Here is a 14,647-nt window from a genome sequence, read left to right on the forward strand (position 1 = left end):
CCGTAGATGGGGTTCCGTCTGGCCCGTCACCGGGTGAGCAGCGGACCGAGCCCCAGCAGCCGGAAGGCGAGCCAGTGTTCGTCGATCAGGACGTACACCGTGTCGGGCCCGACGGTGGTGAGCCCCGTGGCCGGGCCCGGCAGCGGGACGGTCACCGGGTCGCGATCGGGCCTGTCCGGGTTCCAGACCCGCAGGTGGTTGTCGGCGCAGACCGCCACGAGCAGGTCCTGGTCGTGGTGCTCCAGACGCGCCCAGCGCAGGACGGCGTCTCCCGTGTGCCGCAGCGTCAGACGTTTCATTTCAGCGGGTGTTTCGCTCAGGTCCCAGAGTTCCAGGACGTGCTGGGGAACGTACGGGAAGACCGGTGGGGCCCCCGGTTCGGGGGACGGCCCGTGAGTGGCGACGGCGAGAGCCCACTCCCCCGACGGCATGCGCAGGGCCACCGGTCGCATGCGCGTGACCACGGGTGCCCAGGTGGCGCCCACCGGCCAGACTTCGGTGCCGTCCTCGGCTGCCCCGTGCACCTCGACATTCCCCTGGAAGTCGACCGCCGCCACCAGCCACTGGCCCTGCCCGTTCCCGAACGGCACCTCCGCCAGGTACTGTCCGGGCGCGAAGGCACCCTCGATCCGCACATGACCGGTGGGCCGATGCCACGCGAAGGCCAGCGGTGCCGACTTCTCGTAGCGCACGTACAGGACAGCGATCCGGCCCGGTTCGGTGAACGCGGTGAGCGACGTCACCGGTCCGGTGGTGCCCCGGTCCTCGTCCGCCGGTGCGAGCACCGTGACCTCCTCCTGCGTCGCGGCGTCGAGCAGCCGGACGGCGGAGGAGTCCTCCTCCACCAGCGCCACGACCGACCTGCCGTCCGGGAGGAGCAGGGTGGCCAGATGCCGCACCGTGCGGTGCCCCGGCCACAGCGGCGCGTGCCTCCGGCCCTGGGCGTCCGTGAGCCACGCACCGCCCTCGACACCCACGACGGCGAGCGCCCAGGGCAGTTCTTCCGGAGGATGCGGGAGAGCGGAGATCAGCCGGGCGCGGTGCCGGTCGTAGTCGGGCTGGTCCGGTGAGCCGCCGCTGTTCGCGTCCCAGAGACGTACGGCGCCGTCCCAGCCCGCCGATGCGAACAGCGGGGTGCCGTTCCCCGAGGTGAGCGGGGCGAGCGCGTACGCCCCGGCGCCCGGTTGTGGCTCCGAGCGGCCCGGCGACGCGGGCTCCCGTAGGGAGAGGACGACCTGGTTGCCCGTACCCGCTCGGGTGCCTTCCGGATCCGTCGGCGCGGACACGCGGCTGTTGAGCAGACGCACCACGGTACCGGCGGCCGGATCGACGACGGCGATGCGTGACCCCTGACCGGCCACCGCGACCAGGGTGCGGTCGCCGGGAGTGAACGGTGCGAGTGCTCTGATGCTCCTGATCCGTCCGGGGACGACGCGGTACGTACTCAGCCGCTCGGGGTCCCAGATCCGTACGGTCCCGTCGTCGCCGCCCGAGACGGCCAGGCACCGGCCGGTCCCTGACATCCGCGCCACGGCGAGCGCGTGCACCGGGCCGGTGTGGCCGTACATCACTCCCGCGGGCGTCGCCGGGCCGCCGGACGGAGGCAGGTCCCACCGGCGCAGGAGACAGTCCGCCCCGGCCGACAGCAGGAAGCGGCGTCCGTCGGGCAGCCGGCCCGCGGCCAGCGCCGCCACCGGGGCCAGGTGGCCGCGCAGGACGGTGTGGCTCCAGTAGTCGGGGCTCCACACCCGCAGTACACGGTCCTTTCCCGCGGAGACCAGCAGTGGTGTCGGTCCGTCGACGGCCGTCAGGGACAGGACGACATCGCTGTGGGCCCGGAGCACCGTGACCGGCGAGCCGTCGGCGAGGTCCCACACATGCCGAGGACGCCCTGCTCCTCCACCGCGAACTGGACGCCGCGCCGGGCGGCCGGTACGCCCTGCACGTCTTCGGCGGCTACCGCCAACCCACCCACCAGTCCGCGCGGGTCACGGCGGCGGGACTCGAACTGCGGCAGGACGTCGACGGGACCGACCACACCGGCGACGGCACCGTCCCCCGGTTCTCCTGCTTCCCCGCCCAGCTCACCGACGACTCCACCGTGCGCCACTTCGCCCAGAAGCACGGCGCGCTGCAGAACGAGAAGGCGCTGCTCAACCAGGTGGAGGCCGTCCTCACGTCCCGCGATCCCCGGCAGTTCCTCGACGGCCGGCAGGAGTTGTCGGTCCGGATCCCCGACATCGCCGACATCGGCGTGTGCCCCGTCGCGGTGATCGCGGACGACGACAGGCTCACGCTGGCGGCCACCGCGACCGATGAGGAGACCGGCGCGGTCGCCGTACGCACGCATCTACGCAACCGCGGCGACGGCCGCTACGGCACCGAACTCGACCTGCCCGGTCCGGGAACCTGGCGGGTGGCGGTGGGAGACCCGGTGAACCGGGGCCGCGTCCACGAGGTCACCAGCATCGTCCTGACGGGATAGCGCGGCGGTCGGCAGCCTGCAGAGCTCGTCCGCCTCCCACGGTGCCCCCTGCGACACCGCACAGCTCGCAGCGCCGCGGGCGTCCCGGGCGGCGGCCCCTCGCCCCTGGACGTAGCGTGGAAGACAGCGTGCGGAAGCGTAGCGCGGAGCGGAGACGTCATGTCGGGCGGCGGGAACAACGCACAGGCGTACGGGCCCGGGGGCCGCGCGCAGCGGAGGCCACGCCTGACCGAGCGCTGGAGAGTCACGCTGAGGCAGCGCTCCACCCCGACCCAGCGTTCGCTGTTCGCGGCGTGGCTCTCGTTCGGGGCCACGTTCGGCACGGTGCGGGTGATCACCCACGGCATCCGCGGAGGGTGGCTGCCCCTGGGGAACGTCTCGATGGGCGGCACGCATCTGCACCACTACAACCTGGGTATCGCGGCGATGTCGGGTGTCGGTCTGGTCGCGGTCCGGGGAGACGCCCAGTACGTCGGCCATCCGGTGGTGGCGTCCGCCTACGGGGCGGGGGCGGCCCTGATCGCCGACGAGTTCGCGCTGCTGCTGGATCTCCAGGACGTCTACTGGGCCAAGCAGGGCCGGGTCAGCGTCGACGTATCGCTCGGCATCATCTCGGCCCTCGGCCTCTATCTCACCGCCGTGCCGCTCTGGCACGAGCTGGCCAAGATCACCGGCCGCCACGCCCGCGAGAGCCTCAGCCGCCATGCCGGGGGGCTGCTCCCCGGCACCTACTGATTCACGGCAACCCCACCAGGCAGCTGACGTCTCTTTGTGCAGCATGAACCTCTGTACCCACACCAGAAGAACGCCCTGGAGAGCGGGCTTCACCATTTCGAGGAGTTCCGTATCCACGTCACACACGGCACGATGGGAGAACATCAGATTTCCCCCAGGCGAGGCCACGTCCAGCGATCTTCCCGATCCTGGAGGCAATCCACGTGGTCCTCCCCATGTCGACGCCACCCAGAGCTCCAAGTGACAAGGGATCCGGGAGAAGAAACATGCCTGAAAAAGTCTCACATCTGACCGGCATTCAATTCGATTCCAATTACGACGGTGACGCGCTCTTCAGCCCTGACTCGCCACTGCGAGAGATCTGCGGTGACATCATCCCCTGGGACATCGGAGGTCCTCAGCCGGCTCTCGTCGAGATCGAGCAGGCCGGTGGGTTCCGGGGCGAAGTACTCGACCTCGGATGCGGCCTGGGCGAGAACGCGCGGTTCCTCGCAGGGCGAGGGCACCGGGTCACTGCTGTCGACGCATCACCCAATGCCATCAGGCTCGCTGTTGAGCGGACGGCACCGCTCGGTCTCGACGTGCAGTTCGTCGTCTCCGACGCCATCACCCTTGAGGGGCTCGACGCGGATGCCCGCTTCGACACCGTGATCGACAGCGCCCTCTACCACGGCTTGGACCCGGAAGAGCGAAAGCGGTATCTCGCCACGTTGCATCGCGTCAGCACGCCAGGCGCAACGTTGCACGTGATCTGCTTCTCGGACCTGCTGCCCAAGGAAATCGCGGCGCCCAACCGCTGTTCCGCGGAGGATGTGCGCAGCACCTTCGCCGGTGCGGGCTGGGCGATCAACAAGCTGGAACAGACCACCTATACGGTGTCCACGAGATTCGATCGGGACATCCTTTACCAGATCGTGGACGTGCTGAACGTCCCGGGCGGGCGGGAATTCGTGGGCGGCTTGCCCGCTGACGAACAGAACCGGCTGCTCCTGCCGGTATGGGCCGTCACCGCCGACCGGGCATAAGACGTGACCGGGTCCCGGGTCCGCTGGGTCAACAGCGGTTCCGGAAGCCGGAGTTCACAGGGGCGCACCGTTCGGCCGTGTTCGACAGCGGGCCGTGTCTACCTGGACGAGGCGGCGAAGGCGGCGAACCAACTCAGCATCTCGGGGTGGGTGATGGCACCGGCGCTGCTCACCTCATCGACGTCGGCGCCCTGGATGATCCGCTTGACCGGAACCTCCAGCCGCTTGCCCGTCAGGGTACGCGGCAACGCCGGCACCTCGGTGATGGCGTCCGGCACATGGCGGGGGGAGAGCTCACCGCGGATCGCCCCGGTGATCAGTGCGCGGAGACCGTCGTCGAGCGTCGCACCGTCCCCGAGGACCACGAACAACGGCATGAAGTACCGGCCGTCCGGCATCTCCGCCCCGATCACCAGGCTGTCGGCCACCTCGGGCAGCTGCTCCACGACGGCGTAGATGTCGGCCGAGCCCATCCGGACGCCCATGCGGTTGAGCGTCGAGTCCGAACGGCCCGCCACCACTACGGTCAGATCCCGGTCGACCGTGACCCAGTCACCGTGCCGCCAGACACCCGGGTACATGTCGAAGTAACTCCCCCGGTAGCGCGAGCCGTCCGGGTCGTCGACGAAGTGCAGAGGCATCGACGGCAGCGGTTCAGTCACCACCAGCTCGCCCTGCTCACCGACGACCGGCCGGCCCGAGGGGTCCCAGGCGGCCAGGGCGACGCCGAGGGCCGGGCACTGGATGCGGCCGACCCGTACCGGAAGCAGCGCGCTGCCGCCGGCGAGTACCGAGCAGATGTCGGTGCCCCCGCAGATCGACTGCAGCCAGACGTCGGGGCCGAGACGGTCCTGGGCCCAGCGCCAGGTGCTCGGAGGCAGCGACGAACCGGTCTGGAGGACGGTGCGCAGCGCGCTCAGGTCGGCCTCGGCCGCCGGGTGGGCGTCGGCCTTCTCGCCCGAGATCAGATAGGCCGCCCCCACGCCGACCACGCTCGCACGGGTCTGTTCGGCGACCCGCCAGACCCCGTTGACGTCCGGGTGGGTGGGGCTGCCGTCGTAGAGGACGATGGTCGAGCCGTGCAGCAGGCCCGCGACCATGAAGTTCCAGACCATCCAACTGGTCGAGGTGTGGAAGAAGTAGCGGTCGTCGGCGCGCAGGTCGGCGCCCAGACCGAGCGCCTTGAGCAGTTCGACGACGATGCCCCCGTGGCTCTGCACGATGCCCTTGGGAAGCCCGGTGGTGCCCGAGGACCACAGGGTCCACAGCGGGTGGCCGAAGGGAACATCGGCGAAGACCAGTGGGACGTCCTGATCGAGCAGGGTGGACCAGGAGTGCTGTGCCACGTCGTCGCGCGCCGTCCAGCGGGACTCGGCCGAGGACGGCCGCAGGTGGCCGACGGCCACCAGATGCCGCAGCGTGGGCAGCCCGGCCGTGATCTCCTCGACCGCGGGGAGCCGGTCGTACTCCTTGCCGCCGTGGCGGTAGCCGTCCACGGCCAGCAGGACCGTCGGGCGGGCCTGCCGCAGCCGCGCCAGCACACTGGGCGTACCGAAGTCGGGCGAGCACACGGTCCACACCGCGCCCACCGCCGCGGTCGCCAGGACCCCGATCACGGCGTGCGGAGTGTTCGGCAGGTATCCGGCGACCGTGTCGCCGGGCCCCACTCCCAGCCTGCGCAACGAGGCCGTCAACGCGGCGACCTCGCGTCGCAACTGCGCCCAGGAGGTCTCCGCGGGTGCACCGCCCTCGTGCAGGCTGACGAGCGCCGGCCGCTCGTCGGAGGCGTGGGCGAAGCATCGTTCGGCGAAGTTCAGACGTGTGCCCGGGAACCAGGAGGCACCGGGCATCGACGCGTCCGCGAGTACCTCGTCATGAGGGGAACGGGCGTCCAGGCCGTAGTAGTCCCACACCGCGGACCAGAACCCGGGGACGTCGGTGGTGCTCCACCGCCACAGTGCCGCGTAGTCGGCGAACCGCAGTCCCCGGGTGCTGTCCAGCCAGCGCATGAAGTCGGCGACGTTGGAGGCCTCGGCCCGGACCGGGGACCACAGCAGTTCGGTGTCGTGATGCATCGTCGCTCCCTTGAGAGGTGGCTGAGGTGGGGTGTTCCGTGGGGCGTCAGCCCTGTTCGATCTCGCGTACGAGTTCCTCGGCCCGCGGCCACGGTCCGTAGCCCGAGCCGGGGTTGAGGTGCCCGACCTCGCCGAGCTGCACGAGACGGCTGCCCCAGCACTCGGCGAGCCGGGCGATGCGCACCGCCTTGCCCAGCGGGTCGTCACTGCTCGCCGCGACGACGCTGGGGAACGGCAGGGCGGTCCGCGGGGTGGGCGTCCAGCCGTTGCCGTGGAGCGTTTCGGGGGTCGGATATCCCTCCGGCAGCGGTGTGTCGAAGTCCGGAGGGGTCGCCAGCAGGGCGCCCACGACCGGACGGCTGCTGCTGCGCGCCCAGTGCACGGTGGTCATCACCCCGGCGCTGTGGGAGACCAGCACCACCGGTCCGGGAACTGCCGCGACCACCGATTCCAGTGCTGCGACCCTTGCCGCGCAGCTGAGTTGATTTTCCGTCAGGGGTGCGACGGTGCGCACCGTGCGCCCGGCTGCGGTGAGCCGTTCGGCCAGGATGGTCTGCCAGTGGTCGGGGACGTGGTCGCGCAGTCCTGGTACGACCACGATCGTGGCCCCGGTGCGGGTGTTCATGTGGTCACTGCCTTTGTTCGGGTGGCCGCAGGGGTGGCACGTGCGGCCAGTCGGAGGATGTCGCGGTCGTAGTGCCTGCGTCCGACGGCGAAAGCCAGCGCGGCGGCCATCGCGATCAGCGGCATCAGCCGCAGCGCGCCGAGCAGGCCGACGTGGTCCGCGGCCATGCCGGTCACCGCGGATCCCGGGGCCAGCCCGAGCAGACTGTTCGCCAGTGTGAGGGTGCCGAAGGCCGTACCGGAGATGGCGCCGGGGGTCAGGTTGGCCACCATCGCGGCGGCCGGTCCGGCCGTCGCTCCCGACACCAGGGCCCCGGCCGCCAGCAGAACCATCTGTGCCGGTCCGGTCGGTGCGCCGAAGGCGGCCGACAGGAGGACGAGGGAGAGGAGGCTGCAGATGATCGCCGTGGTCCACTTACGGATAGCGAGGGTCCGGCCTGCCCGGTCGGCGACGACGCCTCCGAGGATCATGCCGATCCCGATGAGGAGCGCGAACAGGGCGGCAACGACGCCCGCTTCGGCGGTGGGCATGTGGTAGTAGCGGTTGAAAAAACTGGGCAGCCAGGCCAGCAGCGCCCCGGGGAGGAACAGTTGGAGGCCGCTGCCGACATAGGCACTGACCACCGAGACCGAGGAGAAGAGCTGCGCCAGGAGGTCCCGCAGCGGGGCCTTGGCACGTTCCTCGCGGCGGTCGCCGGTGGCATCGCGCCGTGGGTCGAGCCGCTTCTCGGTGACCACTACGGCGAACGTCGTGGCCAGAGCGAGTCCGAAGAACCCCATGATGCCGAACGCCCAGCGCCAGCCGAAGTGTTGGGCGATCACGCCGCTGAGCGCCACACCCAGGACCGAACCGAACGAGCCGCCCCCCATGAACGCACCGGAGAGGGTGGCCCGGAGGCGGGCCGGGAAGACGCTGAGGACGAGCGCGATGCCGACGCTGCCGTACGCGGCCTCGCCGATGCCGACGAACAGCCGGCCGAGGAACATCTGCCCGTAACCGGCCGCCACCGCGCAGGCGAGGGTGGCCACACTCCACGCCACCGCGGCGAGTACCAGGCTGCGCACCCGGCCCCAGCGGTCCGCCAGGAGGGACATCGGGAAGGTCAGCACGCCGACCGCCAGCGCCACGATGCCGCTGAGCGATCCCAGCTTCGCGTCGGTGAGACCCCAGTCCGCCTTCAACAGCGGAAAGACGGCATTGAGTACCTGGCGCGACATGTAGTCGGACAGCAGCAGTCCGAAACTCAGGGCGAAGACGGTCCAGGCGTAGCGCCGGGAGACAGCCGGTGCGGGAGAGCCGGTGCCGGGCGCCGGATCCGCAGTGGTGGGAAGACTCATCGGTACCACCTCTTCTGATCCTGGTCCGCTTCTTCAGAGAGGCCGGTCTCCGACGATTCCGCAGCGCTCCATCTTGCGGACGGCCGGCCAGTAGTCCTGGACGGCGTAGTGCTGCGTGGAGCGGTTGTCCCAGATGGCGAAGCTGTTCGGCTGCCAGCGCCAGCGGACCTGGTACTCGGGCACCGATGCCTGGCTGAGCAGATAGGTCAGCAGGTTGCTCGCCCCCGGCGCGTAGTCGATGCCGAAGCGCACGTTCTGCGGCGTGTGGTAGTTGGTGAGATGCGTGGTGAAACTGTTGACGAAAAGGATCTCCTCGCCGGTCTCCGGATGGGTCCGCACCACCGGGTGCTCGGCGTCGGGGTACCGGGCCTTCAGGGCGTGGCGCCGCTCCTCGGGCATCACCGCGCCGAACGACGCCTCGATACTGTGCCGGGCCCGCAGACCCCGGATCTGCGTCTTGATGTGGTCGGGCAGCCTGCGGTACGCCTCGGCCATGTTGATCCAGACGGTGTCCCCACCCACCGGCGGTGACTCCACACAGCGCAGTACGGCACCCATCGGCGGGTTCTCCCGCCAGGTCGCGTCGGTGTGCAGCGCGTTCTCGTAGTGATCGGGCGCACTGTCCAGGTCCTTGTAGATACGGACCAGCCCGGGGTGCTCGGGATCGCTGCCGGCCACCGGATGGTCCTCCAGCGGGCCGAACCGGGTGGCGAAGGCGACATGTTCGGCACGGGTGATGTCCTGCCCCCGCAGGAACAGCACCTTGTGCTCCAGGAGCAGTGCCCGGATCTCGGCGAACAGATCGTCGTCGTGCGCGGCGTCGGCCAGGTTCACGCCGGACAGCTCGGCCCCGATGGTGCAGGTCAGAGGCTCGGCCTTGATCGAGTGACGGACTTCCGGCCGGACGAGTGCCGGGGCGGCCGGGCGGGGCTTGCTGATCTGGGTCATGGTGGTACCTCCTGTGCGGGCTCGTGATCCGTGCGGTGTTCAGCGACGCCGGAAGGCGCCTGGGCCGTGCTCCGGGGAGGGTCGGAACGGGAAGGGTCAGAGGACGAAGACGGAGGATCCTGTCGTCCGGCCGCTCGCCAGGTCCCGGTGTGCCTGGGACGCGTCCTCGAGGGCGTAGCGCTGATTGATCTCGATCTTGATGCGTCCGGCGGCGACATGTCCGAACAGTTCGCCGGCCAGTTCGGCGCGCTCCGCCGGATCGGCGATGTAGTCGGCCAGGGCCGGGCGGGTCACGAAGGCCGATCCATGGAGGGCCAGTTGGGCGGCGTCGATCGGAGGTACGGGCCCCGAGGCGGTACCGAAGCACACCAGCAGGCCGCGCCGCCGCAGGGACGCCAGCGAATCGGCGTAGGTGGTCGCCCCGACGCTGTCGAACACCACCGGTACACCGGCGCCGCCGGTCAGTTCGCGCACCCGCTCGGCCACGTTCTCCCGCCGGTAGTACACGATGTGGTCGCAGCCGTGGGCGCGGGCGACCTCCGCCTTCTCCTCGGTGGATACCGTGCCGATCACCGTGAGGCCCAGCAGTTCGGCCCACTGGCAGACGATGAGCCCGACGCCGCCCGCCGCCGCATGCAGCAGCACCGTGTCGCCGGGCTTCAGCGGGTAGATCCTGCGCAGCAGGTACGAGGAGGTGAGGCCACGCATGGTCATCGCGGCAGCGGTCTCGAAGCCGATCTCGTCCGGCAGCTTGATCAGCGAGTCCGGAGGCATGATCCGTTCGGTGCTGTAGGCCCCGAGCGGGCTGCCGGTGTAGGTCACACGGTCCCCCTCGGCGAAGCCGGACACGTCCGCGCCGACCGCCTCGATCACGCCTGCGGCCTCCACGCCGAGTCCGGCGGGCAGCGGAGCCGGGTAGAGCCCGGTGCGGAAGTAGATGTCGGCAAAGTTCAGCCCCACCGCTTCGTGGCGAATCCGTACCTCGCCGGGACCGGGGTCCCCGACGGTGGCCTCCTCCCAGCGCAGTACCTCGGGGCCGCCGGTCTCGTGGAAGCGGATGGTGTGTGCCACGGGGAACTCCCTTGCTGTCTTCGGGGCGGCGGTGCCCGCGGGAGCCCGAGTGGGTACTCCGCGGGCACCGCCGTGGTGCGTGGGGCGGGCGCGGGTCAGTTCTTGGGGTTGCGCAGCATGAAGCCGCGCTGCCCGGGGCGCCGGTTCGGCACCATGCCGAGCTGCGCGAGGGTCTCGTCGGTGTCCGTGAAGTACTCGCCGAGCCGGTAGATCTTCCTGGCTTCGAGCCCGGTCGCGACGGGACGGCCGAGGCTCTCCGAAATCCTGACCATCTGCTCCACCTGGGCGACCGAACTCATGGGCACGCCCTTGCGGCTCCAGAGGTTGTCCTCGTTGCCGACCCGTACGTGAGCGCCGAGCGCGATCCCGATCGCGTTCATCGGCGCCACGGCGCGCATGGAGCTCTCGATCGTGAGGACGGCGCCGTCCGGGGTGCGACGGATGAACTCGATCAGGTCGGCGGGGTGCCGGCCGGCGAATCCGCCGCCGATCGCCACGTAGTTGAGGACCAGCGGGCCGGTGTGGATCCCGGCCCTGATCAGCCGCTCCACGGTCTCCAGCTGGGCCAGGGTGGCGAGTTGGAAGTGCGGCTGGATGCCGTTCGCGCGGAGCCGTTTCAGGTGTTCCAGGTAGAAGTCCGGTCCGGCCTCGACGACCATGTCCCGGTACGCCTTGTACATCGCCGGGTTCGCGATCGACGTTCCCTGGAGGTCGTCGTCCGTCATGATCTCGACGATGTTCATCTGGCTGGTGTTGATGGCGATCGTCACCTGGTCGGGCCTGGGGTCGAGATCGGCCAGCAGGTGGCGGGTGTCGTAGCTGAGCCACTTCGCCTCGTCGCCCTCGCCCTCGGGGGCGAAGGAGATCGATCCGCCGATCTGCAGGACCATGTCCGGCACGGCCTCGCGCAGCCGGCCGATCAGCTCGTTGAACATGGACATCCGCTTGGAGCCGTGGCCGTCGAGCTCGCGCACGTGGATGTGCAGCACGGTGGCGCCGGCGTCGTAGCAGTCGACGGCGGCCTGGACGTGCTCGTCCATGGTGAGGGGGATGTCGTCGGCGTCACCGGGCAGCCACTCGGGTCCGTAGGGCGCCGCCTGGATGACCAGCGGTTCCTGGTTCTCGGGATAGAGCGAGTCGTCGTGGAAGTGCACGGTCCGTCTCCTTCGTCGGTTGGGTCGGCCCCCACCTGCGTCTGGTACGCGGGGTGGCACGAGCCTGATGGCGAGGACGGGGTGAGGCCGTGACGACCCTGCCGTGCACAGACGGCTCGGATCGGGAGTACCTGCGGGCCGCCCTCGCGGAACGCGGCTACGTTGCGGTGAACCCCAAGGTAGGAGCCGATGAACGCGCGCGCTTAACCCTGTGGGACGGGGAACTTGCCGTTTGGGGACTCTCCCGCGACGGTGCGGTGACGGACCCACGGCAGCCTGCTGCGAGGCACCGCAGCGGTGAGTGAGCGCCCGGAGGGGCGGTCAGTGGGGGTCGGTCCTCGTGAGGTCGGAGCCGGTCGTCGCCCGGCCACGCCACTCCCTCGGGCTGCACCCGAACTGCTCCCGGAACCAACGGGAGAAGGCACTGGCCGTGGAGAAGCCGAGCAGATCGGAGACCTCGGTGAGAGAGCGGCTCGGGTTCGCCACGAACTGCTCGGCCATCCGCACGCGCGTCGAATTGAGGAGCGAGGAGAAGGTGTCGCCGGTGCTCGCGAGGCGCCGGTGCACGCTGCGCCGGTCCACGCCCAGGCTGCGCGCGACCCGGTCCACCGAGCACCGCCCGGTCGGCAGCAGGACCTCGATCAGCTCGCGCACCCGGTCCACGGTGTCGGTGTCCCTCGGAACCGCGACGGTCTCGACGTACTGCCGGGCATAGTTCCTGAGCAGCGGATCGGACGCCGTGTTGGGCAGGTCGAGATCACTCGCCGAGAAGATGATTCCGTCGAATTCCTGGTCGAACTGCACCGTCGGGCCGAAAATCCGCCGATGCGTGCCGCGGTCCGCCGGCGCCCCATGGGCGAAGTACACGGAGAGTGGCAGCCACTGGGGGCCCAGGAACATGCGCAGCACCAGGTGGAACGCGCCCACGGCCAGCTCGGTGGCCTGCCGGGCCTCCACCGCCTCCCCGAAGTCGAGTGCCACCTTCAGGGTGGCCAGGTCCTCCCGCTCGGAGAGCCGGGCATGGAGTGCCGCGTTGTACATGTGCTCATGGCGCAGCAGCAGCTCCAGCACACTGCGTACGTCCGGTTCCTCACGGAGGGCGAGGCTGATGGGGCCGAGACTGCCCAGACGCCGGAACTCGGACATCCGCAGGCCGAAGTCCTCATGGCCGGAGTCGGCCGCCGAGACTTCCAGCAGGCGGGCCACCGCAACGCCGGAGATCCACCGGTCCTGCACGGTGAGGGCGGCGGCGTCCAACCCCACACGCTGCATGAGCGGCTGCGGGTCGATGGCCAGCGAACGGCTCAACTCCACATAGCCGTTGAGTGCCGCGCTGCGGACAAGCGGTCTCATCGCACTCCTCACCGCGGTGTCCCCGAAAGGTAAGTAGCCTGTCCCGCCACGTCAAGCACCCGGATGCCGCGCGACCTACCGTGGTGGCTCCGCAGGTGCACCGCGGACGGCCGGCGACCGCGCGGGGCACCCTGACAGAGGATGCGGCGTTCGACCACGGGCAGGGCATCCGGTGCCGGGCCCGTGGCAGACGCGCCGGCTGCTCCGACCCGAGGAGGCAACGGCATGACCAACCTGGCCACATTCCTGGTGCACGCCGCCCGGCAGCACGGCGGCCGAGTCGCCGTACGCGAGTCCGAAACCGTTCTGACGTACGCGGAACTGGACGACGCGAGCGCCCGGATGGCGGCGCTGCTCCACGCCGACGGAGTCCGGCCGGGCGATCGGGTCGCCCTGGCGATGCCCAACATCACTTCCTTCCCGGTCGCGTACTACGGCGTCCTCCGCGCCGGGGCCGTCGTGGTGCCGATGAATCCGCTGCTCAAGGCACGGGAGATCGCGTTCGTGCTCCGCGACTCCGGTGCACGGACGGTGGTGACGTCTCCGATGTCGGCGGGGGAAGCCACCCGGGCCGCGGCGGAGACCGGGGCCGAGTGCCTGGTCACGGGCTCGGCGGCGTTCGATGCCGCGCTGCGGGCCGTGTCCCCGGAGCCCGGGGTCGGCGACCGGGCGCCGAGCGACACAGCGGTGATCCTTTACACCTCCGGCACGACCGGCACCCCGAAGGGCGCCGAGCTCACGCACGGCAATCTGATCAGCAACACGGTCACCACGGTCGAGACGCTGCTGACGTTGGGGCCGGACGACGTGCTCTTCGGCGGACTCCCCCTGTTCCACGCGTTCGGACAGACCTGCGCCCTCAACGCCGCGATCTCGGCGGGGGCGGCACTCACCCTGCTGCCACGGTTCGATCCGCGCCGGGCGCTGGAGATCATGCACCGGGACCGGGTCACCGTCTTCCTCGGCGTGCCCACCATGTACACCGCCCTGCTCCGGACCGAGACCTCCGACGCCTTCGACGCCTCCGGTCTCTCCCGGCTGCGGCTGGCCGTGTCCGGCGGCTCGGCGCTGCCCGTCGAGATCCTGCACGCGTTCGAGCAGAACTTCGACGTCATCGTGCTGGAGGGGTACGGGCTGTCCGAGACCTCCCCGGTGACCTCGTTCAACCATCCGGACCGGCCTCGCAAGGCAGGGTCGATCGGGCTGCCCGTCCGCGGCGTCGAGATGACCCTCGTGTCGGCGGAGGGCGCGCCGGTGCGTCCCGGCGAGGTCGGTGAGATCGCGATCCGCGGCGAGAACGTCATGAAGGGCTACTGGAACCGGCCGGAGGCGACCGCCGGGGCCCTGCACGACGGGTGGTTCCGCAGCGGCGACCTCGCACGCGTCGACGAGGACGGCTTCTACTTCATCGTCGACCGTCGGAAGGACCTCATCATCCGCGGCGGGTACAACGTCTACCCGCGGGAGGTCGAGGAGGTGCTGTACGAGCACCCCGCCGTGGCCGAGGCCGCGGTCGTCGGTGTGCCGCACGACCTGCACGGCGAGGAGGTGGCCGCCGTCGTCGTCCGGCGGGAGGGCAGCGGGGCCACGGCGGACCAGATCCGTGACTTCGTCCGTGAGCGGGTGGCCGCCTACAAGTACCCCAGGATCGTGACGTTCACCGACGAACTCCCCAAGGGGGCTACGGGCAAGATCCTCAAGCGTGAGATCACGGTCGAGGATCTGGAGGGTTCCGCAGGGGACAGCGGGTGAGTGGCGCGTGAGTCGTGGCGACGGCCGGATCACGGTCCAGGGCCGTCGCCACGTCCCGCTCGGCCAGGACGGGCCGACGTTCCCCGG

At 70.3% G+C, this 14,647-nt stretch carries 12 protein-coding genes; 4 read left to right on the forward strand and 8 right to left on the reverse strand.

Features of this window, described 5'->3' with window-relative positions; translation table 11 throughout:
* Positions 1 to 26: 26 nt before the first annotated feature.
* Positions 27 to 1,877 (reverse strand): WD40 repeat domain-containing protein, encoded by a 1,851-nt coding sequence (locus NBY69_RS11515; protein ID WP_250300640.1) that lies wholly within the window; start codon positions 1,875 to 1,877, stop codon positions 27 to 29.
* A 224-nt stretch (positions 1,878 to 2,101) separates the two neighbouring features.
* Between NBY69_RS11515 and NBY69_RS11520 the strand changes: the two genes are divergently transcribed.
* The 3 genes from NBY69_RS11520 to NBY69_RS11530 all read left to right on the forward strand — a co-directional run bounded on the left by NBY69_RS11520 (position 2,102) and on the right by NBY69_RS11530 (position 4,245).
* Positions 2,102 to 2,485, forward strand: a complete 384-nt coding sequence (locus NBY69_RS11520) for a hypothetical protein (RefSeq protein ID WP_250300642.1) — start codon at positions 2,102 to 2,104, stop codon at positions 2,483 to 2,485.
* A 159-nt stretch (positions 2,486 to 2,644) separates the two neighbouring features.
* Positions 2,645 to 3,220: a hypothetical protein gene (locus NBY69_RS11525; RefSeq protein ID WP_250300644.1), complete on the forward strand. Its 576-nt coding sequence runs from the start codon at positions 2,645 to 2,647 to the stop codon at positions 3,218 to 3,220.
* 266 nt (positions 3,221 to 3,486) lie between these two features.
* The gene (locus tag NBY69_RS11530; protein ID WP_250300645.1) at positions 3,487 to 4,245 is read left to right on the forward strand and encodes a class I SAM-dependent methyltransferase; all 759 of its coding nucleotides are present in this window, start codon (positions 3,487 to 3,489) and stop codon (positions 4,243 to 4,245) included.
* 98 nt (positions 4,246 to 4,343) lie between these two features.
* Here the strand turns inward: NBY69_RS11530 and NBY69_RS11535 are convergent, their stop codons facing one another.
* The 7 genes from NBY69_RS11535 to NBY69_RS11565 all read right to left on the reverse strand — a co-directional run bounded on the left by NBY69_RS11535 (position 4,344) and on the right by NBY69_RS11565 (position 12,808).
* Positions 4,344 to 6,320 (reverse strand): acetoacetate--CoA ligase, encoded by a 1,977-nt coding sequence (locus NBY69_RS11535; RefSeq protein ID WP_250300646.1) that lies wholly within the window; start codon positions 6,318 to 6,320, stop codon positions 4,344 to 4,346.
* A gap of 46 nt (positions 6,321 to 6,366) precedes the next feature.
* Entirely contained in the window at positions 6,367 to 6,945 is a 579-nt protein-coding gene (locus tag NBY69_RS11540) for an alpha/beta hydrolase (RefSeq protein ID WP_250300648.1), read from the reverse strand.
* The gene (locus tag NBY69_RS11545; RefSeq protein ID WP_250300650.1) at positions 6,942 to 8,282 is read right to left on the reverse strand and encodes an MFS transporter; all 1,341 of its coding nucleotides are present in this window, start codon (positions 8,280 to 8,282) and stop codon (positions 6,942 to 6,944) included. The genes NBY69_RS11540 and NBY69_RS11545 overlap by 4 nt, the downstream gene beginning before the upstream one ends.
* Positions 8,283 to 8,315: 33 nt before the next feature.
* Positions 8,316 to 9,230: a TauD/TfdA family dioxygenase gene (locus tag NBY69_RS11550; protein WP_250300651.1), complete on the reverse strand. Its 915-nt coding sequence runs from the start codon at positions 9,228 to 9,230 to the stop codon at positions 8,316 to 8,318.
* Positions 9,231 to 9,326: 96 nt separating this feature from the next.
* Positions 9,327 to 10,301: a quinone oxidoreductase gene (locus NBY69_RS11555; protein WP_250300653.1), complete on the reverse strand. Its 975-nt coding sequence runs from the start codon at positions 10,299 to 10,301 to the stop codon at positions 9,327 to 9,329.
* Between the two features lie 95 nt (positions 10,302 to 10,396).
* Complete coding sequence (locus tag NBY69_RS11560) at positions 10,397 to 11,455, reverse strand: 3-keto-5-aminohexanoate cleavage protein (protein WP_250300656.1); 1,059 nt, start codon at positions 11,453 to 11,455, stop codon at positions 10,397 to 10,399.
* 321 nt (positions 11,456 to 11,776) lie between these two features.
* Positions 11,777 to 12,808, reverse strand: a complete 1,032-nt coding sequence (locus tag NBY69_RS11565; RefSeq protein ID WP_250300658.1) for an AraC family transcriptional regulator — start codon at positions 12,806 to 12,808, stop codon at positions 11,777 to 11,779.
* Between the two features lie 225 nt (positions 12,809 to 13,033).
* Between NBY69_RS11565 and NBY69_RS11570 the strand changes: the two genes are divergently transcribed.
* On the forward strand, positions 13,034 to 14,560 hold the full coding sequence (locus NBY69_RS11570; RefSeq protein ID WP_250300659.1) for a long-chain fatty acid--CoA ligase: 1,527 nt from the start codon (positions 13,034 to 13,036) through the stop codon (positions 14,558 to 14,560).
* Positions 14,561 to 14,647 lie beyond the last annotated feature (87 nt).

Origin of the sequence: Streptomyces sp. A 4/2 (assembly GCF_940670765.1) — a bacterium.
Classification (GTDB): Bacteria; Actinomycetota; Actinomycetes; order Streptomycetales; family Streptomycetaceae; genus Streptomyces.

Coding starts and splice junctions, on each gene's coding strand:
- NBY69_RS11525 (WP_250300644.1), top strand. CDS start 2,645: ATGTCGGGCGGCGGGAACAACGCACAGGCGTACGGGCCCGGGGGCCGC.
- NBY69_RS11530 (WP_250300645.1), top strand. CDS start 3,487: ATGCCTGAAAAAGTCTCACATCTGACCGGCATTCAATTCGATTCCAAT.
- NBY69_RS11535 (WP_250300646.1), bottom strand. CDS start 6,320: ATGCATCACGACACCGAACTGCTGTGGTCCCCGGTCCGGGCCGAGGCC.
- NBY69_RS11540 (WP_250300648.1), bottom strand. CDS start 6,945: ATGAACACCCGCACCGGGGCCACGATCGTGGTCGTACCAGGACTGCGC.
- NBY69_RS11545 (WP_250300650.1), bottom strand. CDS start 8,282: ATGAGTCTTCCCACCACTGCGGATCCGGCGCCCGGCACCGGCTCTCCC.
- NBY69_RS11550 (WP_250300651.1), bottom strand. CDS start 9,230: ATGACCCAGATCAGCAAGCCCCGCCCGGCCGCCCCGGCACTCGTCCGG.
- NBY69_RS11565 (WP_250300658.1), bottom strand. CDS start 12,808: ATGAGACCGCTTGTCCGCAGCGCGGCACTCAACGGCTATGTGGAGTTG.
- NBY69_RS11570 (WP_250300659.1), top strand. CDS start 13,034: ATGACCAACCTGGCCACATTCCTGGTGCACGCCGCCCGGCAGCACGGC.